Source organism: Saccharothrix lopnurensis, assembly GCF_042658445.1.
GTDB lineage: Bacteria > Actinomycetota > Actinomycetes > Mycobacteriales > Pseudonocardiaceae > Actinosynnema > Actinosynnema lopnurensis.
Genome location: NZ_JBHSQO010000008.1, coordinates 98,476 through 119,052 on the forward strand (window position 1 = coordinate 98,476; position 20,577 = coordinate 119,052).

Here is a 20,577-nt window from a genome sequence, read left to right on the forward strand (position 1 = left end):
CCCTGACGCGTGCTTCACGCTCTACGGCTCGGGGGATCGGTCGGCACCGCGATCCGCGCCGACACCTCCCCGCCCACGACCTCCAGTTCCGCCCCGAGCGCGGTCAGCACCCGCACCGCGGCGACGTTGCCGGTGGTCGTACTGGCCACGACGGTCCGCACCCCGCGTCCGGGCGCCTCCTCCAGCAGCCGCCGCACCACCGCCCGGCCCGTCCCGCGACCCCGGGCGGCGCGGGCCAGCCACAGACCGGCCTCGCCCTCGGCGGTCAGCCGCGCCATGCCGACCGTGCGGCCGCCGTCCACGACCTCGTAGGCGTCGCGCAGGAAACCCCGGTAGAACCGGCGGAACTCGTCGTGCCGGTCGACCTCCCAGCCCGGCGGCATCACGTCGGCCGGGTCGGCGTCGGCGACCGCCAGGGCCAGCAGCCGCTCCAACCCCTCCTCGTCCAGCCGCCGCAGTCGGACCCCCGGCACAACCCCTTCGCGCGTCACGTCCCCATCCTGGCGATCTACGCTGACCCGCGAAACCGAAAAAAGGGACCCGGACAAGGATCATGTCGGCGACACGGCTGCTGGTGCTCGGCGTGGTGCGCGGACACGGCCGCGCCCACGGCTACCTGATCGGCACGGACCTGCTGTCCTGGGGCGCGGGGGAGTGGGCCCACGTCAAGTGGGGTTCGATCTACCACGCGCTCAAGCAGCTCACCAAGGACGGCTGCCTCACCGACCACACCAGCCCGCCCGGCCGCACCGAGTACGAGATCACCGCCCGGGGCGAGGCCGAGTACCGCAGGCTGCTGCGCGACGCGCTGCGCCGCCCCGAGACCCGGCCCGACACCCTCGCCGCGGGCCTGGCCATGCTGCCCTCCCTCACCCGCGACGACGCCCTGGCGCTGCTCGGCGAACGCCTCGCCGCCCTGGAGGGCCACCGCGACACCGCCCGCGAGCAGGCCGACCGCTGGCGCGACCCGCCGCACGTGCGCGAGCTGTACGGGCTGTGGGAGCACACCGCCGCGGGCGGCGCGGAGTGGACCCGGGGCCTGGTGGAGCGCCTGCGCGCCGGCGCCTACCCCCTGGCGGGTGAGCCGAACTCGCCCGGCGAACCCGGCAGCTGGGCTAGGCTCAAACTTGAACAACCCGGCGGGCACGAGGGGGAACGCTGAACAACGGGGTGGAGCGGTACCCGGCGGTCTTCGAACCGGCCGACCCGCCACGCGCGTCCACGATCGTCTTCTACGCCCCACCCGACCGGCAGCACGAGCAGGACCGGCCCGGCACCGACCGGCTCGCCGTCGCCGCCCCCGACGGCCGCCGCCGCACCGCGCCCGCCCTGCGCCTGCCGCTGACCGAGGCGATCCCGCTGCTCACCCGCGCCCGCCGTGCCGCCGCCGGCCCCGGGGTCCACCCGGCCACCGCCTTCTGGGGCGCCGCCGTGGTCCTGGCCCTCCAGCTCGTCGCCCGCGGCCGGGTGCGGCCCGCCGTCACCGACGCCGACTTCGACGCCTGGCAGCTCACGCCCCTGGACCCCGCCGACCACACCCGCGTCCGCGACCTGGCCGCCGCCATGCCCCCGCACGCCCGCGCCGTCCCGCTGCCCGGACGCGACCCCCTGGAACTGCCCGACGCCGAACCCCTCCTGCGGGCCTTCCTCGACGCCGTCGCCGACACCATGCCCCGCGGTGCCGCCGCCGCGACCGCCGCCGGTGCCCCCGCCTTCGCCGCCACCGCCCCGCAACACGTCCCCCACCTGCGGGAATGGGCCCACCAAGGCGTGCGGGTGTCGCTGCGCGTCGAAGGGCCCGACCCCTTCCACGCCGTCCTCCAGGTCCACAACCTCGCCGACCCCACCCTGGTCCTCGACGCCGCCGAGCTGTGGCCGGGCGCGGGCCGCACCACCCGCGCCGACGCCACCGTGGCCCTGCGCCGCGCCGCCCGCGCCTGGCCGACGCTGGAGCGGCTGCTCGACCAGCCCGTCCCCGACCGCGTCCCCCTCGCCGACGCCGACATCGCCCACCTGCTCACCACCGGTGCCGTCCGCCTCGCCTCCGCCGGCGTGGACGTGCACTGGCCCACCGACCTCGTGCGCGACCTCACCGCCAAGGTCGTCCTGGGCGGGGACACCGGCGACCGGCCCACCTTCTTCGGCCCCGACCAGCTCACCGCCGTCAACTGGCAGCTCGCCCTCGGCGGCGACCCGCTGACCCCCGACGAACTCGACCGGCTCGCCGAGGCCACCCGCCCGGTGGTGCGGCTGCGCGACCGCTGGACCCTCGTCGACCCCGAGCTGGCCCGCCGCGCCCGCGAACGCGCCCTCAAACCCCTCACCGCCGTCCAGGCCCTCGGCGCGGCCCTCACCGGCACCGCCGAGATCGACGGCGCGGAGGTCGAGGTCACCGCCACCGGCCCCCTCGACGAGCTGCGACAACGCCTCGCCCTGCCGGACGCCGAACCCGCCGAGGCGCCCCCGGGCCTGCACGCCGAACTGCGGGACTACCAGCTGCGCGGCCTGCGCTGGCTGGACCGCATGACCTCGCTCGGCCTGGGCGCGTGCCTGGCCGACGACATGGGCCTGGGCAAGACCATCACCCTCATCGCCCTGCACCTGCACCGCAACGCCACCCCGAACAACGCCACCCCGAACCCGGACCCGGACACCACCGGCCCGGACACCACCGGCCCCACCCTCGTGGTCTGCCCCGCGTCCCTGCTGGGCAACTGGCAGCGCGAGGTCGAGCGCTTCGCCCCCGGCACTCCCGTGCACCGCTACCACGGCCCCGGCCGCACCCTGCCCACCGGCACCACCGGGTTCGTGCTCACCACCTACGGCACCATGCGCCTGGACGCCGACCGGCTCGCCGACGCCGACTGGGGACTGGTCGTCGCCGACGAGGCCCAGCACGTCAAGAACCCCGCCTCCGACACCGCCAGGGCCCTGCGCCGCATCCCCGCCCGCGCCCGCGTCGCCCTCACCGGCACCCCGGTGGAGAACACCCTGTCCGAGCTGTGGGCGATCCTCGACTGGACCACCCCCGGCCTGCTCGGCACCCTGGCCCGGTTCCGGGCCCGCTGGGCCAAACCCGTCGAGGTCGACCGCGACCCGGTCGTCGCCGAACGCTTCGCCCGCCTCGTGCGGCCCTTCCTGCTGCGCCGCCGCAAGTCCGACCCCGGCATCGCGCCCGAACTGCCCGCCAAGACCGAGACCGACCGGCCCGTGGCCCTCACCCGCGAACAGGCCGCCCTCTACGAGGCCGTCGTGCGGGAGCTGATGGACGAGGTCCGCCACGCCGACGGCATCGCCCGCCGCGGCCGCGTCGTCAAGCTCCTCACCGCCCTCAAGCAGGTCTGCAACCACCCCGCCCAGTACCTCAAGGAGGCGAAACCGGTGCTCGCCGGCCGCTCCGGCAAGCTCGAACTGCTCGACGAGCTGCTGGACACCATCCTCGCCGAGGACGGCGCCGTGCTCGTGTTCACCCAGTACGTCGCCATGGCCCGCCTGCTGCGCCGCCACCTCGCCGACCGGGGCACCACCACCGCCCTCCTGCACGGCGGCACCCCCGTACCCGCGCGGGAAGACCTGGTCCGCCGCTTCCAGGACGGCCGGATACCGGTGTTCCTGCTCTCGCTCAAGGCCGCCGGCACCGGCCTGAACCTCACCCGCGCCGACCACGTCGTGCACTACGACCGCTGGTGGAACCCCGCCGTGGAGGACCAGGCCACCGACCGCGCCCACCGCATCGGCCAGACCCGGCCCGTGCAGGTCCACCGGCTCATCGCGGAGGGCACCGTCGAGGACCGCATCGCCGCCATGCTGCGCGCCAAGCGCGACCTCGCCGACGCCGTGCTGGCCCGCGGCGACGCCGCCCTCACCGAACTGAGCGACGACGAACTGGCCGGCCTGGTCGAACTCCGGAGCGGCACGTGACCGACCGCGTCAAGGGCTTCCCCGCCTTCCCGAAGGGCGTTCACCGCACCCGCACCTGGTGGGGCCGCGCCTGGCTCCAGGCCCTGGAGGACACCTCGCTCGACTCCGGACCGCTGCGCCAGGGCCGCCGGTACGCCCAGGCCGGGCTCGTCGGCACCATCACCGCCAGCCCCGGCCGCCTGCACGCCACCGTCCACGACGGCGACGAGGCCCACCGCACCGCCGTGCTGCTCACCCCGCTCACCGACCCCGAGTGGGACCGCTTCCTCGCCCACCTCTCCCGCAAGGCCGGGCACCTCGCCGCCCTGCTCGACCACGAGATGCCCCGCGAACTCGTCGACGCCGCCGCCGACGCGGGCGTGCCCCTGCTGCCCGGCATCGGCGACCTCGACCCCGACTGCACCTGCGACGGCTGGGAACTGCCCTGCCGCCACGCCGCCGCCCTGTGCCACCAGGCCGCCTGGCTGCTCGACGCCGACCCCTGGGTGCTGCTCCTGCTGCGCGGCCGGGACCAGGACGAGGTCGTCACCGGCGCCCGCCCCACCACCGGCGTGCCCGCCACCACCGCCTACACCCGACCCGTGCCCGACCTGCCCGACGACCCCCCACCAGCCGCCCTCGACCCGCTACCGGAGTTCGACCCGGTCGCGGGCCTCGACGTCGCCGTGCTGCGGCTGCTGGTCGCCGACGCCGCCGCCAAGGCCCGCGCCCTGCTCGCCGTCGGCGACTGGCCCGCCGCCGACGACCGCGAGGACCACCTGCGCCTCGCCGCCGCCCACCCCGGGCTCGACGACCGCCTCCACGTCGACCCCCGCGCCGTGCGCGCCTGGCGGCAGGGCGGCCGCACCGCCCTGCGAGTCCTCGACCAGCCCTGGACCCCGCCCGAGGCCGACACCAACCGCGCCCGCGCCGGCTGGCGCGGCCGCGAACTGCCCGAACCGGTCGTGCGGCGCAACCGCTGGACCGTGCGCGACCGCCAACTCCGCTACGGCCCCGACGGCCGCTGGTACCCCTACCGACGCCACCCCGACGGCCGCTGGTGGCCCACCGGCGCACCCCACCACGACCCCGCCGATGCCCTGGGCGACACCGACTGACCGACGCGAGCGTCAGCAGATGTAGTCCCAGCCGTTGTTGTGGTCGACCCCGTTCACGATCACCCGATCCCAGGGGATGTGGTAAACGAGTTGGCCCGAGCAGGTCGAGAAGGGGCCCGCGTAGCCCGGAGGAGCGTCGTCCGGGTCGGTCGCGGACGCGGTGGTCGCCCCGCCGAGGGCGGTGACCAGCGCGATCGCACCCACTGCGACGGCGGATGCGATTCGCTTCCTCATCCTGCCCATTCACGGCTCCCGCACCACGAGGATGTCGGCGAGGTCGCGGCACAACCGGTGCGGCTCGGACACCGTCATCAGCCGGTCGCCCCGTACCCGGCTGGCTCCCGGCCGGTCGCACACGAGCGTGACCGGGCCACGGAGGCGTTGTGGCGGTCGGTGGCCACCGACCGCCGGGTCCACCGCTGACCTGGCCGGGCGGATCGGCAGGGACGACGCCCTGGTGCTGCGCGTGTCGGTCAGTACTGGCCGGTGTGGCAGGAGGACTGGGACTGGTAGCAGTAGGCGTAGCCGGTGATCACATCGGTTTCGTCCTTGATCAGGATCTTGACCCACTGCACACCTCCCGGAGGCCCCGACGTCAGGCTGAACGGGGTGAACGTTTCCCTGGCGTCAGTCGTCCCCGCACACCTCAGGTCCCACCCGTACTGCTGAGTCACCAGCGTGGATCCCTGATAACCGCCAATCAGCAATGAATTGCACTCGTACGCCTTGATGAACGTCTTGACATCCGAGAGCGTGACGGTCTTCAACGATGTCGACCAGCTCAAAGCCCCGGTGATGGAGGTCCCGGTGGCGCCCGCGCCACCGGCGTGCACAGCGGCCGCGGCGAACCGGGCCGGGGCTGCCGAGGCCACCCCGCCCATCGCCGTCACCAGCGTCGCCACAACCCCCACAACCGTTGTCCAACGCGCAATCCTCTTGATCACACCGTCCCCCTTTCCCCGAATCAGTGTCGCGCTCCACCCGTCGTCTTGACGACACGGCCATGTGAGTGATCCCGGCCATGATCAGTGCGGCGATGTCTTACGGGCAACCCGAGGACGCCTTCACACCGACACACCGACACCCGGATGGCGCCTCCCGGTTGACCAGCACGTTCAGGACGCCCCGTCGACGCCACCACCGACCGCGCGGTCCAGCGCGTCGAGCCGACCCCGCACCCGCTCCGCGTCGCCGTCGCGACCCTGGCCGCGGTACAGCTCCAGGGCCTCCCGCCACGCCGCGGCCGCCGACCCGGACTGCTCCAGCGCGGCCCGCGCGTCCCCGAGGTGCTCCAGCACGACCGCGGTGGTGTAGGTGTCGCCGTGCTCCCGGTACAGGGCCAGGGACCGCAGGTAGTGGCCCACCGCCTCCTCGTGGCAACCGCCCAGGTGGGCGACGTACCCCAGGCTGTCCAGGGTGCCCGCCTCCCCGGCCGGGTAGTGGTGGCGGCGGTACACCGCCAGCGCCGCCCGGCAGTGCTCCCGGGCGGTGCCGTAGTCGCCCAACCGGGCCGAGTACCAGCCCACCGCGTTCAGCTCGGCGGCCTCCCACACCGGCAGGTCCAGGACGCGGAACAGGTCCAGGGCGCGTCGGGCGTGCTCCAGCGCCCGCCGGTCGTCGCCCCGCTCGCCCCACGCCTGCCCCAGCAGCCGCAGCGTGTACGCCTGCTCGTCGACGTCGCCGTCGCGCTCGGCCAGCTCCAACGCCCGGTGCAGGTGCTCCACCGCCTCCTCGTGCCGCCCCAGCCGGGCGCAGGCGTGCCCGAGCAGCTTGTGCGCCCCGGCCCGCGCCTCGGGCACGTGCGCGGCCGCGCCCAGCGCGGCCCGCCACACCGCCAGCGCGTCGTGGCGGTGCCCCCGCCGCAGGTGGAACGACTCCAGCACCCACGCGAAGTGCCCGACGTGCTCGTGCCACCCCAGGTCGGCCGCCGCCCTCGCGGCGGCCAGCAGGGCGGCGTGCTCCACGTCCAGCCACGCCAGCGCCGCCGGCACGTCCGGCAGCGCCAGGGGCACCACCCCCGCCGCCGGCGGGCCCACCCGCGGCGCGGGCCGGTAGGGCTCCAGCAGGTGGTCGGCGGCGCGGGCGGTGTGCAGGTAGAAGTCCAGCACCCGCCGCAGCGCCGCCTCCCACACCCCCGCCGGCAGGTGCCGGTGGGCGGTGCCGGCGGCGTAGCTGTGGATCAGGTCGTGCATCGCGTACCGGTCGTGCGCGTCCCGCTCCAGCAGCGACACCTCCCGCAGGCCGCGCAGCACCCGGGCCGCCCGTGCCGCCGACAGCCCGGTCAGGCTCACCGCGGCGGCCAGGCCCGTGCCCGGACCGGGCGCGATGCCCAGCAACCCGAACACCACCCGCTGCTCGGCGGTCAGCGCCCGGTAGGAGGTGGCCAGCACGGCGGGCAGGCTGACCGTGGGGTCGTCGTCGTCCAGCGCCTCCACGCCGAACTCCCGCAGGTCCGCGACCAGCTGCGCCAGGGGCAGCCCGGGATCGGTGCGCGCCCGGCCGGCCAGGATGCCCAGCGCCAGCGGGAAACCACGGCACAGCGCCAGCAGCTCGGCCACCGCGCCCGGCTCGGCGGCCGGTCGCACCGCCCCGAGCCGGCGCTCCAGCAGGGCCCGCGCCTCCGCCTCGGTCAGCACGTCGAGGTCCACGTGGCGGGCGTCGTGCCGGGCGATCAACCCGGTCAGCTTCCGGCGGCTGGTCACCAGCACCGCGCACGAGCGCCCACCGGGCAGCAGCGGGGCCACCTGGTCGGCGTCGGCCGCGTTGTCCAGCACCACCAGCACCCGCTTGTCCGCCACCAGGGTCCGGTACAGCGCGGCCTGCGCGTCCAGGTCGGCGGGCAGGCGGCCGGGGTCCACGCCCAGCGCGTCCAGGAACCCCCGCACCGCCGCGCCCGGCGGCACCGGCGCCCCGGTCGGGCTGAACCCGCGCAGGTCCACGAACAGCTGCCCGTCGGGGAACCGCTCCGCCAGCCGGTGCGCCCAGCGCAGCGCCAGCCACGTCTTGCCGATGCCGCCCGCGCCGCCGATCGCCGAGATCACCACCGCCGCGGACCCGCCCGACCGGGCCGCCGGATCACCCGAACCCGAACCCGGATCACCCAGGGCCCGGTCCAGCTCGGCCAGCTGCCTCGCCCGCCCGGTGAACGAGTGCGGCGCGGCCGGCAGCTGCCGGGGCACCGCGGGCGCCGGTCGCGGGTGGACGTGCACCTCGCCGTGCACCACACCGACCTGCGCCACCGCGCCCACCGAGGTCGCCGTCACCGCGTTGTCCACCCGGTCCGCGGTGTCCGGGGGTCGCTCCACCTCGGGCCTCCCGGGTCCGCCGCTGGTGCGACCAGCGTGGCAGCCGGACCAGCCGACCCCGGCCGCGACCGGAGGAAATCACCCGTCCGTGCGAGCCGGGGGAGTGGTGTTCGGGGGCCGGCCGGGGAACCCTGTCCGGGAGGGCGGCGCCGGCGGATCGCGAGTTCGAGTCCCGGCGCCCGGAACCGACCCGGACCACCACAGGTGTGGTACCACACCTGTGGTGCCCGGCCGCCCGCACGACCTCGACGGCACTGGGGGTTGCCGCGTTCGTCGTGCGGGCGGGGAGGGCGCGGGTCGGCCGAGGTTCCGAGTCAACGGCCGAAGCGCGCCCCGGCCGCACGGCAAGAGGCGCCGAAGCCGTGCGGTGGACGAGGTTCCGAGCCCCGCCACGGGGTGTCCAGTCCCTCCCGGTGGATCGACCCCGCGTGACACCAGGGAGTCTCTCGGCAGCGGCGGTGAGGGGTCAACGTCCACCGCGGCCCGACACCGCACACCGGGGTGAGGGAACGCACCCCGGCGAGGTGAGGATCCAATACCGTGGTGCGCCCGCGGCGGGTATGCGCCCGTGCGGGCAGGGTGGGACGCCAGGGGGCGTGGAAAGACAGGGGGGCCATGGTTCCGGTGCGTGAAAGACTCCTCGACGCCGGCGTCGAGCTGCTGTTCGAGGACGGCGCCAAGGTCCTGGGCCGCGGCCTCAACGTCGCCGAGATCGCCGCCCGCGCCGAGGTCAGCGAGAAGACCTTCTTCGCCACCTTCGGCGACAAGGGCCGCTACGTCGAGGCGCTGCTGCTGCGGTTCACCCACGACTCCCGCTACGCCACCCGCGACCTGGCCGAAGTCATCGACCAGGCCCTGCTGGACTCCCACGGCGACCCCCGCCGGATGCTGCGCGTGGTCTGCGACCGCGACTTCCTGGTGGTCCGCGACGACCCCGCCACGCTCATGCGGCTGGCCTCCCTCGTGCTCGCCGGCGGCCAACCCGCCGTGGTCAAGCGCCTGCGCCAGGTCTACGAGGGCCACGACCAGGCCGGGGTCCGCGCCGGCCAGCCCGTGCTGACCCGCTGGAACGCCTCGCTGCGCGCCCCCTTCACCCCCGAGCACCTCGCCACCGCCTTCACCGCCCTGGTGGAGGGCCTGGTGCTGCGCCACCGCGCCGACCCCGGCGCCGTGCCCGTGACCCTGTTCGGCGACGTCGTCGTGGCCCTGTTCGGCGCCCTGCTCGACCCCGAGCAGGGCCACGGGCACGTCGACGACGTCATGGCGCCCCTGGCCGACGAACTGGTCCGCGCCCACCGCGCCGACCACCTCGACGACCTGCCCGAACACCCCCGCAACGCGGTCGTCGCCGCCGCCCGCCACGAGTTCGCCGGCCGCGGCTACTACGCCACCACGCCCGCCCACATCGCCTCGCGCGCCGGGGTGTCGCCGACCGTGCTCGCCCAGCTGTTCCCGGTCAAGGCCGGCATCGTCGCCGGCGCGCTGCGCGGCCCCTACGCCGAACTGCGGTCCCTGGTCGACGACGACCTGGCCCTGGGCGTGCCGCCCACCACCATGCTGCGCCGCCACCTCGAACAGCTCGCCGCGTTCACCCTGCGCCACCGCGAGTTCGCCGAGGCCCTGCTCATGGCCGCCGCCCACGTCCCCGCGCACGCCGACGCCGACCCCGTCCGCGAGATCGACCTGCCCGCGCTGCTGACCCCCGCGCTGCGCGCCGGGATCGCCGCCGGCGACTTCCGCGGCGACCGCGACCCCCGCGAACTCGCCGAAACCCTCGCCCACACCCTGCTGCTGCGCTGCCTGACCCACCCCGGCGGCGCCGCCGCCGTCCACGCCGCCGCCGTCGGGGAGCTGGTCCTGCACGGCCTGCTCACCCGCCCCCCGAAGGCCGCGGGCCCGGACCCGACCGGGACGACGGCGACGACCGCGTCGACGGGTGCGGCCGGGGGCGGGAGGGCGGCGCGGGGCTCCACGCGACCGCCCGAGGGGGCGCGCGGGGGAGCGGGGACCCGGACCTCCGACCGGGCTAGGTGATCACACCCGGCAGCGACGCCGCGGTGCGCCTGCGGCGCAACCAGATCTTGCGCGACCCGTCGCCGAACACCAGCGTCCGCGACAGCTCCCAGCCCGAGAACTCCGCGTGGATCGCCAACTGCGTGGTCGCGGTGCGACGCGAGACCCCGGCCGGCAGCCGCAGCGGCCGGTACTCCCAGTCCCCGTCGACCACCCCTTCGTCCACCATCACCCGATCACCTGCAATCCCTGTCCGTCCCCGGACGCCACGAACACGCGCCCGCTGCCCGGATCGACCGCCACCGAGTCGGGCTGGCGGACCGTGGCGTGCCGGTGCCGCTCCACCGGCTCCGCGCCCGACACGTCGAAGCCCACGACCTCGTTGCGCTCGGTCAGCGTCACCCACAGCAGGTCCCGGTCGGCGTCGTAGGCCATCCCGTACGGCGCGCCCGGCAGCGGGTAGCGCAGCCGCATCAGCACCGGGTCCGCGGAGAACGCCATCAGCTCGCCGCCCCGGGTGTCCACCACGAAGACCCGCCCGAACCGGTCGGACACCGCGTTGGTCGCGCCGTCGCCCGCGCGCAGGCCCGCGCCGGGCCGGTCGGCCGAGGGGTCCAGGTCGAACACCGCGCTGCGCGGCCGGTCCAGCACCACCACCCGGTCACCCGCCGCCACCAGCCGGTCCGGGCTGGAGATGCCGGTCACCGCGTGGTCGCCCACCGCGACCCGCCTGGCCTCCCGCTGCGCCACCAGGGTCCGCCCGCCCACCGAGAGCACGTCCACCGGGCCGCCGGCCACCTCCCGCGAGGACGACGAGCCGTCCGGGCGGACGGTCACCACCGCGCCCGCCGGCACCACCGCCTCCACCGCCTCGCCCGCGACCACCAGCCGCTCGGCCGGTCCCGGCAGCGCCACGGTCACCGGCGGCGAGGACGAGGGCGCGTCCAGCGGGAAGAGGACCACCGACGGCGGGTCGGTCACCGCGACCGCCACCCGGCCCCCCGCGACCGCCACCGACGAGGCCCGCCCCACCGGCGCCACCGCGCCGGGCACCTCCCCGGACCGGGCGGGCGAGACCGCCGGGCGCGCCGGTTCCAACGTCGCCGCCACCTGCAACGGGTCGCCCGGACTCTCCTCCGTCGCGCACCCGGACACCACCGCCCCGGTGAACACCCCGGTGAGCACCACTGCGGCCAGTCGGCGCAACGTCGACCTCCAAGCTGTAACCCGTTCGCCCAAAGCCCTCCCAGCATCCATCACCCGACCACCATCCTCACGCCGGGGGGCGGGTGTTGTCGTTGGTCCGGGAAGGTGATAGTCGGCCGCCACCCGTACGCGCCGGGGACGGGGTCCCGTCGTGACCGACGGGCGCGGACCTGTCCGCCGGTGCGTCAGCCCATCGGGCGCTCGGGGTAGCCGAACTCGACCACGCTCACGTCGTCGAGCGCCGACCGGATCGCCGGCGGCAGCGCCAGCTCCTCCGCCGCCAACGACCCCAGCAGCTGACCGGTGTCCCGCGCGCCCACCACCGGCGCCACCACGCCCGGCCGGTCCCGCACCCACGCCAGCGCCACGGAGAGCGCGCTCGTGCCCAACCCGTCCGCCGCCGTGGCCACCGCCTGCACGATCCGCGCCGCCCGCTCCGTGCGGTGCTGCTCCACGTACCCGGCGAAGTGCGCCGAGGCGCCCCGGGAGTCCGCGGGCGTGCCGTTGCGGTACTTGGCCGTCAGCACGCCCCGCCCCAGCGGCGCCCACGGCAGCAGCCCGATCCCGTGGTGCAGCGCCGCCGGCACCACCTCCCGCTCCACGCCCCGCTCCAGCAGCGAGTACTCGACCTGCGTGGACACCAGCGGGGTGTGACCCGGCAGCGCCGCGGCCGTGCCCAGCTGCCAGCCCGAGTAGTTCGACACCCCGGCGTAGCGCACCTTGCCCGAGGACACCGCCGCGTCCAGCGCCGACAGCGTCTCCTCCAGCGGCACGTTCGCGTCCCAGGCGTGCAGCTGCCACAGGTCCAGGTGCTCCACCCGGAGCCGGCGCAGCGACCCGTCCAGCGCGTGCAGCAGCGCGCCCCGCGACGCGCCGCCGCCGAACGGGCCGTCGTTGCGCCGGGCCACCGCCTTGGTCGCGATCACCAGCTCGTCCCGCGGCACCACCTCGCCCAGCAGGCCGCCCAGGATCCGCTCGCTCTCGCCCTCCACGTACACGTCCGCGGTGTCCACCAGCGTGCCGCCCGCCTCGGTGAACGCCAGCAGCTGCGTCGCCGCCTCGTCCGCGTCGGTGTCCCGGCCCCAGGTCATCGTGCCCAGGGCCATCCGGGAAACCCGCAGACCGCTGCGGCCGAGGTATCGCTGTTCCACGCGGGGGAGCCTAAAGGGCGATCCACTTCACCGACGGGCGCGGCACGCGGCCTGTCAAGGGGTATTCCCACCGGGTCCGCCCTGGCGGCCCGGGTTACCGGCCGGTACGGTCCGCGTGTGCGACTGGGACTGAACCTCGGGTACTGGGGCGCGGGCAACGACGCCGCGAACCTCGAACTGGCCAGGGAAGCCGACCGACTGGGCTACTCGGTGGTGTGGGCCGCCGAAGCCTACGGCTCCGACGTGCCCACCGTGCTGGCCTGGGTGGCCGCGCAGACGCAGCGGATCGACGTCGGCAGCGCCGTCATGCAGATCCCCGCGCGCACCCCCGCCATGGCCGCGATGACCGCCGCCACCCTCGACACCCTCTCCGGCGGCCGCTTCCGCCTGGGCCTGGGCGTGTCCGGGCCGCAGGTCTCCGAGGGCTGGCACGGGGTGCGCTTCGACAAGCCGCTGGCGCGCACCCGCGAGTACGTCGACATCGTGCGGGCCGCCCTGCGCCGCGAGCGCCTGCGCTACGACGGCGAGCACTACCGGCTGCCCCTGCCCGACGGCCCCGGCAAGGCGCTGACCCTCACCGTGCACCCCGTGCGCGAGCACATCCCCGTCTACCTCGCCGCCATCGGCCCGAAGAACGTCGAACTGGCCGGCGAGATCGCCGACGGCTGGCTGGCCATCTTCTTCTCCCCGGAGCACTCCGCCGACTCCCTCGCCGCGCTGCGGGCGGGCCGGGAGAAGGCCGGCAAGACCCTCGACGGGTTCGACGTCGTGCCCACCGCGCCGCTGTTCACCGGCGAGGACTGGCGCGCCTGCGCCGACCACGTCCGCCCCTACGCCGCCCTCTACGTCGGCGGCATGGGCAGCCGCCAGAAGAACTTCTACAACGACCTCGCCGCGCGCATGGGCTTCGCCGCCGAGGCCGCCGAGGTGCAGGACAGGTACCTCGCCCGCGACTACGAGGGCGCCATGGCCGCGCTCCCGGTGGACTTCCTCGACGCCGTCTCGCTGCTGGGTCCCAAGGAGCGCATAGCAGACCGCATGAGGGCCTACGCGCAGGCGGGGGTCACCACGCTCACCCTTTCGCCCATGCTGCAAGATCTTGAGCAGGGGATCGCCGCACTGCGGACGGCGTCCGAAGCTCTGGATCTGGCAGGAGTGGGTAGTTGAGCTGGCTGCAGGCCATCGTTCTGGGACTCGTCCAGGGTCTTACCGAGTTCCTCCCCATCTCCTCCTCGGGTCACATCAGGATCGTCTCCACGCTGTTCTTCGGCAACGACGCCGGCGCGTCGTTCACCGCCGTCATCCAGCTGGGCACGGAACTGGCCGTGCTGATCTACTTCGCCAGGGACATCGGCAACTTCATCGGCGCCTGGTTCCGCGGCCTGTTCAGCAAGGCCGCCCGCGCCACCGAGGACTACCGGATGGCCTGGTACGTCATCATCGGGTCGATCCCGATCAGCGTGCTGGGCTTCCTGTTCAAGGACGAGATCCGGTCCTCGCTGCGCAACCTGTGGATCACCGCGACCATGCTGATCGTGTTCGGCCTGCTGCTCGGCCTGGCCGACCACTTCGCCCAGCACATCCGCACGAAGCTCCAGCTCAAGGACGCCGTCGGCATGGGCCTGGCGCAGGCGCTGGCCCTGGTCCCCGGCGTGTCCCGCTCGGGCGGCACGCTCACCGCCGGCCTGTTCCTCGGCCTGGACCGGGCCTCCGCCGCCCGCTACTCGTTCCTGCTGGCCCTGCCCGCGGTGTTCGGCGCGGGCATCTTCAGCATCCCCGACGTGCTCGAACGCGCCGAGCCCAACGCCGCCAGCGTGCCGCAGATGATCGTGGCCACGATCGTGTCGTTCGTCGTCGGCTACGCCACCATCGCCTGGCTGCTGCGCTACGTCTCCAAGCACAGCTACTCGGTGTTCGTGTGGTACCGGCTGCTGCTGGGCATGGTCCTGATGGGCCTGCTGTCGATGGGGCTCATCAACGCGACATAAGGTGGCCGGGTGGCTACCGTGATCTTGCTGCGACACGCCCGGTCCACCGCCAACGGGGCGGGCGTGCTCGCGGGGCGCCAACCCGGCGTGGCGCTGTCCGAGGAGGGCGAGCGCCAGGCCGCCGGGCTCGTCGACCGCCTGGCGGCCCTGCCCGTGGACGCGGTGGTCAGCTCACCGCTGGAGCGCTGCCGGCAGACCCTCGCGCCCCTGCTCGCCGCCCGCGGCCTCGACCCCGCGGTCGAGCCGGCGCTGGCCGAGGTCGACTACGGCGACTGGACCGGCCGCCCCCTCAAGGACCTCTACGGCGAACCCCTGTGGGCGGTCGTGCAGCAGCACCCGTCCGCCGCGGTGTTCCCCGGCGGCGAGGGCCTGGCGGTCGTGCAGGCGCGCGCCGTGGCGGCGATCAGGGCCCACGACGCCCGCGTCACCGCCGAGCACGGCCCGCGCGCGGTGTGGGTGGCGTGCAGCCACGGCGACGTCATCAAGGCGGTGCTGGCCGACGCCCTGGGCGTGCACCTGGACGGGTTCCAGCGCATCGTCGTCGACCCCGCCTCGGTGTCGGTGGTCCAGTACACCGCGACCCGGCCGTTCGTGCTGCGCGTCAACGACAACGGCGGTGACCTGAGCGGCCTCGTGCCGCCGGCGGAGGAGAAGGGGGAGGCGCCGTCCTCCGACGCGGTGGTGGGCGGCGGCACCGGCCCGTAGCGGCGGTTCGCGGCGAGGTTCCCGGCAGGGGTTCTCCCGGTGGGGGTCCCTGGAGCGGTGCGTGGCCCCGGACGGTGCAGGGTGGTCCGGGGCCACGGTGCGCTCGGCCGGGCGGCGAGCGGCCTCGTGGTGTCGATCGTATTGGCGTTAATGCCCGGGTAAATGCTCTCTTCTCGGGTGACCCGGCGGCAGCGGGGGAGGGCCGGCGCAGGTCAGCTCCCTGCCACGGCCCGGAAAACCGGCCAAAACCGCAGCTCAAAGCACGTGGAAACACCGTGGAAACAAATCGTGGCAAGCCGACGGGCAGCGTAGTGCGCTGATCCGGGTGGTCCACGCCGGAAGAACCGGCCCTGTTTACAGTTAACAGCGCACCGTGCGCTTTCGGTCACAATCCGACGCCATCCTCGCCCGTCCACCGATCGGGGGCGAAGTTCACTCTATTGAGCATAGAGACTTCAGTGTTGGCTGAAGAAAAACCTTGACAGTGGGAACTACGATGCTCACCCGTGCGCGCCCTACAACACCCGGACGTGGCGAACATCCCGCTCTCGACCGTGCTCAGCGCACTCGCGGACCCGGTCCGGCTGCGGATAGTGGCCGAGCTCGCCCGCTCGGGCGGGATCGTGTGCGGGCAGTTCGACGTGCCGGTCGGCATGTCGACGCTCTCGCACCACCTGAAGGTGCTCCGCGAGGCCGGTGTGCTGCGCGTGACGCCGCAGGGCAGCTACCGCACGCACGAGCTGCGGCACGAGGAGATGGAGCGCCGGTTCCCCGGCGTGCTGGAGTCGATCACGCGCGCGGTGGTACCCGGCCGGCCGCGTGGGGACGACCAGGGCCGGCCCTCCCCGTAGTACTCGGGGAATTTCGGGTCGTCCTGGAGCAGGGGCTGTAGACCCGGGCCGCCGACGTCTCACCGGAGATCGCGGCCACGATGCCCGAGCTGTACCCACCTAACCCGGTCGCGTGGGCGCACCCGACCACCGTTGGCACCGCACCGTCGCGATCACCGACACCGATGACGACCAGGAATTCCGGTAGTAGGAGGGCAGGAAACGACGACTTCGTCGATAGATGCTGCCCGGCCTCGACAGGCACCGCCGGAGAACGGCTGGCTACGCCACGGGTCGCAGGTAGCGCCGAAGTCCGGCGGTGATCAGCGCAGCCAGCAGAGCAGCCTCCAGCACGCGCCCGATCAGGAACAGCACAAGCGTCCAGGGAATCGATACAAGCATGGCCAGCAGACCCACCGTGAGTACTCCGGTCACCAACGTGGCCATGACACCTTTGGCCGCCGGCGCGGTTCGCGCCCAGATCGCCACCGCCGCAGCGAGTCCGGCGCCGATGCTACAGACCAGTGCGATCGGATCAGCTCGGACGGACTCGGTGGCGGTTTCGAGCCGGTCGACCGCCCGCCATAGAAAAAACGACAGCCCGCCCGCATACACTCCGGCGCGGATCGAAGCGAACGCGAGAAGCCACGGACGCTCCCGAGTGGGAGTGGGCATCGCACTGGCCGTTCGGGAACGGCCGATCACCAACGGGAGGACGAGCAACCCGACCGCGACCGGTAACCAGCCGGAGATGACGAAGTGGGTGTAGAGGTACAGCCGTGCCGTGGCCAGCACTAGTAGAAGTGGATTGGAAACCGCCGGTACCTGTGTGATATAGGCGACGATCACCATGTACTGGGTTTCGTACACGGTTCTGGCTGCCAGCACCACGACCATGACGACGAACGCGATGGGCACTGCGGCGACGCGCGCGGGATGGTCGGAGGCGAGCACTTTCGGCGCCCACACCGCCATTACCCGCTCTATCCACATTCCCAGCAGCCACCCCGCCGCGGCGAGCACCAGGAGAGCTGCCAGTTGGATGTCTACGGGGAACGGGGCCATGGCGTGGTCGGACATCCGGCTCGGTCCCAGCGCCCAACCGGTCGGCAGACCGACGGCGAGACCGAGGCGGCCCACGACGCCGCCCCGGGTCTTGGTCGCGTCGGCGTAGACCGCCGCGCGCAGAGCCCGGATCCCGAGCGCGATGGTTAGTACGAGGACGAACGCCTCGGCAGGCCAGTAGAACCTGTCCTGTCGGAGTGACCCCGTCAGCGAGGTTGCCGCGTCCATGCTGAGTGAGAAGCAGGCGCCGAGGGCGAAGGAGAAAGCGAGGTCCTGACGCAGCAGCGGACCGTAGTCGGTCAGCGCAACCGTTCGGGTCCGGACGTGGGGGTGGGTGCGACGGCGTAGCTCGGCAAGCGACCATTGGCGTTTCGGTGCCGCGTCGAACAACCGCCGCAGCGGTGCGGTGGCGTCGGGCCACCAGGTCAGCACTCGCGCGTCCGCATGCAGTTCACGGGCTTGGAGCACGCTGTAGCGGGTGAGCCAGGCCAAGCCGGCCAGAGCGGCGAGCTGGGCGGCGAACACCCACGACAGCCATGGTCCGGACACGAACGCCTGCTGGGCGCCGCCGATGAACGGCGGCATGCCGATGACGATCCCGGCGGCGGCACCCAACGAGCCGGGTACGAGGATCACCACGAGAAACGAGCGCCATGCTGCGAGGACGACGGCGGTGATGTCCAGGTCACGGTTGCGCACGTGTGCCAGTTCGTGCAGCAGGACCGCGCGGAATAGGCGGAAGTCATGGTCGAACAGGGTCAGCATGCCCCGGCTGAGCACGATACGGCGGCGGCCGACCCGGCCGAAGGCAAGACCATCGACAGCCGGATTGACAATATCGAGCAGGAACTCCACGCGGCGGCCGGGGAGGAATTCGTTCGTGATGCGATCGAGTTCCGCGCACAGCTGGGGAAAGGTGTCCCGGTCGATCGGTCGCAGCCGCCGCCGGCGCATCCGCCAGACCGGCCCGAACCAGTACTGTGCCGCCGTCAGCAGACACAGGATCGCGAACACGAGCAGGATGGCCACCCGCGAGTCAAGCTGGGTGTTGACGATCGCCACGCACTCGGGCGACGGCTCGCGAATCTGGCCCGGCTCTGCGAATATCGCGGCCATGCACCGCGCGTACTCGACCCGCTCACTCGGCGATCTGCCTCCGCTCCCGGTGGACAGCACGCCGAAAAGGGCAGGGTGCCACACCGTCGGGATCGTGAACACGACACAGATCAGCAGGACGAATGCGGAACTGGTGCCGGAAGCCAGCAGGAACGGGCTCGGTTGTCGACGCGGCGGCGTCACGAGCGCCCCTCGCCGGTGACCAGTTCGCTGATCAGCGCGTCCGCCAGCGCGTTCGCCTTGGCATCGGACATACCAAGCTTGCGCGCCCTGCGGTAGGCGACGGCCCGGATCTCCTGCATCCGTGCCGGGGACAACTGAAGTGGCAGCTCCGGTAACGCTTTCGCCTTGCGCCGAAAGACCCGAGCCAGAATCCGGCCCGACCAGGAACCGAAGTCCTTGCTCAGATCCTTGACTACCGCCAGCACAACTCCCGAGGCGATCGCGGTGATCATCACCTCTCCCGCCTCCGGCAAGCCGAACCCGAGCGGTTCCTCGCGACGTCGGCTCCGCCGGCCGGGATTACGTCCGAGTACCTGCCAGGTCTGCTCGAACAACGCCATCTCGTCCGGGGCGAGCTCGGACACGATGCGACGACCGAGCCTGGTTTCGATGCCGTCGGCGGCCACGAAGCCCCGCCTATTATCAGGTGCCATCGGCCGATCATTCCGAGAGATGACGTCAGGCGGACGCCGATCACCACGAGAGCACTCGAACAGACGCCACGCGCCGGATACGCCGACACCGCGCAGCGCCTGGCCGTCGACACCGCCGCCGCCCTGCAACCGACCTGCACCGCGGCCCGGGCCACCTGTCGGTGTACGGGGCGCTGCTGTCCACCGCCGCCTACACCGCTACCGCCTCGGCGCCGACCCAACCACCGGTTCACCGTGTTCGGCCCACCGAGGATGGGCTGTACCTGATCAGCATCGCCCGCGTCCTGGGCGACTACGACACCGCCGTCGAAGACATCCGCCCCGACCTGATCATCCCCACCGGCAAACGCAAGGGGCAGCACCCCAGCGTGGCCGGCATCTACCGGGCCCTGGCCGAACACGGCCGCAACCACCCATCACCCGAGGTCAGCCATATCCGCCCGAAATTTCCCGAGTACTACGGGACCCCCGTAGCGGCAGCGGCGGCACGGGTGCCCGGGTCGGGCGTCACGGGGCGGTGTGGCGCAGGACGTGGACGCCGACCGCGGTCTTGAGGTAGGCCCAGGTGGTGGCGCCGGTGGTGGTGAGGCCGACGTGGGAGGCGGAGGTGCCGGCGAGGTCGTCGGGCAGCGGCACGGGTGCCCAGTCGGCGCCGGTCCAGCGGTGGAAGGCGGGGCGGGTGTCGAAGCTGCGGTGGCCGGCGCGGACGCCCCAGGTCCAGCCTGCGGCGACGCCGTGCAGGCTGAGGCGGTCGGGGGCGTCGGGGGAGGGGACCTCGTGCCAGGCCGAGCCGGTCCAGCGGTGCAGGCGCAGTTCGTGGGTGTCGCGGGCGTGGGCCAGCCAGACGTCGTCGGGCGCGGCGGCGGCCAGGCGGGCGACGTGGCCGCGTTCGAGGTGGGGTCCCGGCAGGTCGTGCCAGGTGTGGCCGTCCCAGCGGACGAGGACGGGGTACTCGTAGCGGGCGGCGCCGACGCCGGCGAGGCCGCCTCCTCCCGCCCAGAGCCGGCCGTCGCCGGTGGGGGTGAGGGTCTGGAGGTTCTCGCGGGCGGAGGACAGGACGGTGCGCGCGTGCCAGGTGGTGCCGTTCCAGTGGAGCCCGTCGCGGCCGGCGCCGACCACGTGGACGTCGTCGGGGCCGACGGCGGCGATGGCCTTGGCCCAGGTCATGGGTGGTGTGTCCAGGGTGCGCCAGGTGGTGCCGTCGTAGTGCAGGACCAGGGGGCGGCCGCCGCTGTTGCCCACGGCCCACACGTCGTCGGGCGCGGTGGCGGTGACGCCGGCGAGGCTGGCGGGCGCGGGCAGGTCGGGGAGCGGTTCCTCGTGCCAGGTGTCGCCGGTCCAGCGCAGGACCAGCGGGGTGGAGGGTCGGCTGGTGAACACGCCGGTGGTGCCGACCAGCCAGGCGTGGTCCTCGCCCGCGGTCGCCAGGTCGGCCAGTGCGGTGCTGGGCGGCAGCACGGGCACCGGCTCCGGTCGGAACAAACCAACTCCCCCGTCGATGGGTCCCCCGACTCATCGCGTGGT

19 protein-coding genes are annotated in these 20,577 nt (G+C 73.7%); 9 read left to right on the forward strand and 10 right to left on the reverse strand.

Translation table 11 applies throughout. The features are described from left to right. Nucleotides 1-14: 14 nt before the first annotated feature. Nucleotides 15-491, reverse strand: a complete 477-nt coding sequence (locus ACFP3R_RS10595) for a GNAT family N-acetyltransferase (RefSeq protein ID WP_380635090.1) — start codon at nt 489-491, stop codon at nt 15-17. 62 nt (nt 492-553) lie between these two features. On the opposite strand from ACFP3R_RS10595, the gene ACFP3R_RS10600 reads away from it, so the two are divergent. From ACFP3R_RS10600 to ACFP3R_RS10610, 3 genes are all read left to right on the forward strand, one after another. Further along, nucleotides 554-1,162, forward strand: coding sequence for a PadR family transcriptional regulator (locus tag ACFP3R_RS10600; RefSeq protein ID WP_380635091.1), 609 nt, complete (start codon nt 554-556; stop codon nt 1,160-1,162). A 191-nt stretch (nt 1,163-1,353) separates the two neighbouring features. Further along, nucleotides 1,354-3,921 carry a DEAD/DEAH box helicase gene (locus tag ACFP3R_RS10605; RefSeq protein WP_417750595.1) on the forward strand — a complete coding sequence of 856 codons (2,568 nt, stop codon included), beginning with the start codon at nt 1,354-1,356 and terminating at the stop codon, nt 3,919-3,921. Continuing rightward, complete coding sequence (locus ACFP3R_RS10610; RefSeq protein ID WP_380635094.1) at nt 3,918-5,018, forward strand: SWIM zinc finger family protein; 1,101 nt, start codon at nt 3,918-3,920, stop codon at nt 5,016-5,018. The genes ACFP3R_RS10605 and ACFP3R_RS10610 overlap by 4 nt, the downstream gene beginning before the upstream one ends. Before the next feature lie 12 nt (nt 5,019-5,030). Here the strand turns inward: ACFP3R_RS10610 and ACFP3R_RS10615 are convergent, their stop codons facing one another. The 3 genes from ACFP3R_RS10615 to ACFP3R_RS10625 form a co-directional block, all read right to left on the reverse strand. Continuing rightward, complete coding sequence (locus ACFP3R_RS10615) at nt 5,031-5,252, reverse strand: hypothetical protein (protein WP_380635096.1); 222 nt, start codon at nt 5,250-5,252, stop codon at nt 5,031-5,033. A 239-nt stretch (nt 5,253-5,491) separates the two neighbouring features. Next, the gene (locus ACFP3R_RS10620) at nt 5,492-5,962 is read right to left on the reverse strand and encodes a hypothetical protein (protein ID WP_380635098.1); all 471 of its coding nucleotides are present in this window, start codon (nt 5,960-5,962) and stop codon (nt 5,492-5,494) included. A gap of 171 nt (nt 5,963-6,133) precedes the next feature. Beyond that, the gene (locus ACFP3R_RS10625; RefSeq protein WP_380635099.1) at nt 6,134-8,323 is read right to left on the reverse strand and encodes an ATP-binding protein; all 2,190 of its coding nucleotides are present in this window, start codon (nt 8,321-8,323) and stop codon (nt 6,134-6,136) included. 624 nt (nt 8,324-8,947) lie between these two features. Between ACFP3R_RS10625 and ACFP3R_RS10630 the strand changes: the two genes are divergently transcribed. After that, nucleotides 8,948-10,357 (forward strand): TetR/AcrR family transcriptional regulator, encoded by a 1,410-nt coding sequence (locus ACFP3R_RS10630; RefSeq protein WP_380635100.1) that lies wholly within the window; start codon nt 8,948-8,950, stop codon nt 10,355-10,357. Here ACFP3R_RS10630 and ACFP3R_RS10635 read toward each other — a convergent pair. The 3 genes from ACFP3R_RS10635 to ACFP3R_RS10645 all read right to left on the reverse strand — a co-directional run bounded on the left by ACFP3R_RS10635 (nt 10,350) and on the right by ACFP3R_RS10645 (nt 12,693). Then, entirely contained in the window at nt 10,350-10,565 is a 216-nt protein-coding gene (locus ACFP3R_RS10635; RefSeq protein WP_380635261.1) for a DUF5703 family protein, read from the reverse strand. The genes ACFP3R_RS10630 and ACFP3R_RS10635 overlap by 8 nt on opposite strands. Further along, the gene (locus ACFP3R_RS10640; RefSeq protein WP_380635102.1) at nt 10,565-11,542 is read right to left on the reverse strand and encodes a YncE family protein; all 978 of its coding nucleotides are present in this window, start codon (nt 11,540-11,542) and stop codon (nt 10,565-10,567) included. Before ACFP3R_RS10640 ends, ACFP3R_RS10635 begins: the two co-directional genes overlap by 1 nt. Nucleotides 11,543-11,727: 185 nt before the next feature. Next, on the reverse strand, nt 11,728-12,693 hold the full coding sequence (locus tag ACFP3R_RS10645; RefSeq protein WP_380635104.1) for an aldo/keto reductase: 966 nt from the start codon (nt 12,691-12,693) through the stop codon (nt 11,728-11,730). Between the two features lie 117 nt (nt 12,694-12,810). Between ACFP3R_RS10645 and ACFP3R_RS10650 the strand changes: the two genes are divergently transcribed. The 4 genes from ACFP3R_RS10650 to ACFP3R_RS10665 all read left to right on the forward strand — a co-directional run bounded on the left by ACFP3R_RS10650 (nt 12,811) and on the right by ACFP3R_RS10665 (nt 16,237). Continuing rightward, entirely contained in the window at nt 12,811-13,860 is a 1,050-nt protein-coding gene (locus ACFP3R_RS10650) for an LLM class F420-dependent oxidoreductase (RefSeq protein WP_380635106.1), read from the forward strand. Beyond that, nucleotides 13,857-14,681, forward strand: a complete 825-nt coding sequence (locus ACFP3R_RS10655) for an undecaprenyl-diphosphate phosphatase (RefSeq protein ID WP_380635107.1) — start codon at nt 13,857-13,859, stop codon at nt 14,679-14,681. The genes ACFP3R_RS10650 and ACFP3R_RS10655 overlap by 4 nt, the downstream gene beginning before the upstream one ends. Before the next feature lie 9 nt (nt 14,682-14,690). Then, the gene (locus ACFP3R_RS10660) at nt 14,691-15,386 is read left to right on the forward strand and encodes a histidine phosphatase family protein (protein ID WP_380635109.1); all 696 of its coding nucleotides are present in this window, start codon (nt 14,691-14,693) and stop codon (nt 15,384-15,386) included. A gap of 506 nt (nt 15,387-15,892) precedes the next feature. Continuing rightward, entirely contained in the window at nt 15,893-16,237 is a 345-nt protein-coding gene (locus ACFP3R_RS10665) for an ArsR/SmtB family transcription factor (RefSeq protein WP_380635111.1), read from the forward strand. A gap of 261 nt (nt 16,238-16,498) precedes the next feature. Here ACFP3R_RS10665 and ACFP3R_RS10670 read toward each other — a convergent pair whose 3' ends face one another. Together ACFP3R_RS10670 and ACFP3R_RS10675 are read right to left on the reverse strand one after the other, a co-directional pair. After that, on the reverse strand, nt 16,499-18,580 hold the full coding sequence (locus ACFP3R_RS10670; RefSeq protein ID WP_380635112.1) for a M48 family metalloprotease: 2,082 nt from the start codon (nt 18,578-18,580) through the stop codon (nt 16,499-16,501). Then, on the reverse strand, nt 18,577-19,026 hold the full coding sequence (locus tag ACFP3R_RS10675) for a hypothetical protein (protein WP_380635114.1): 450 nt from the start codon (nt 19,024-19,026) through the stop codon (nt 18,577-18,579). Before ACFP3R_RS10675 ends, ACFP3R_RS10670 begins: the two co-directional genes overlap by 4 nt. A 188-nt stretch (nt 19,027-19,214) precedes the next feature. Between ACFP3R_RS10675 and ACFP3R_RS10680 the strand changes: the two genes are divergently transcribed. Beyond that, complete coding sequence (locus tag ACFP3R_RS10680) at nt 19,215-19,607, forward strand: hypothetical protein (RefSeq protein WP_380635115.1); 393 nt, start codon at nt 19,215-19,217, stop codon at nt 19,605-19,607. On the opposite strand, the gene ACFP3R_RS10685 is transcribed toward ACFP3R_RS10680, so the two are convergent. Then, nucleotides 19,561-20,535, reverse strand: a complete 975-nt coding sequence (locus ACFP3R_RS10685; protein WP_380635116.1) for a beta propeller repeat protein — start codon at nt 20,533-20,535, stop codon at nt 19,561-19,563. The genes ACFP3R_RS10680 and ACFP3R_RS10685 overlap by 47 nt on opposite strands. Between the last annotated feature and the right edge of the window lie 42 nt (nt 20,536-20,577).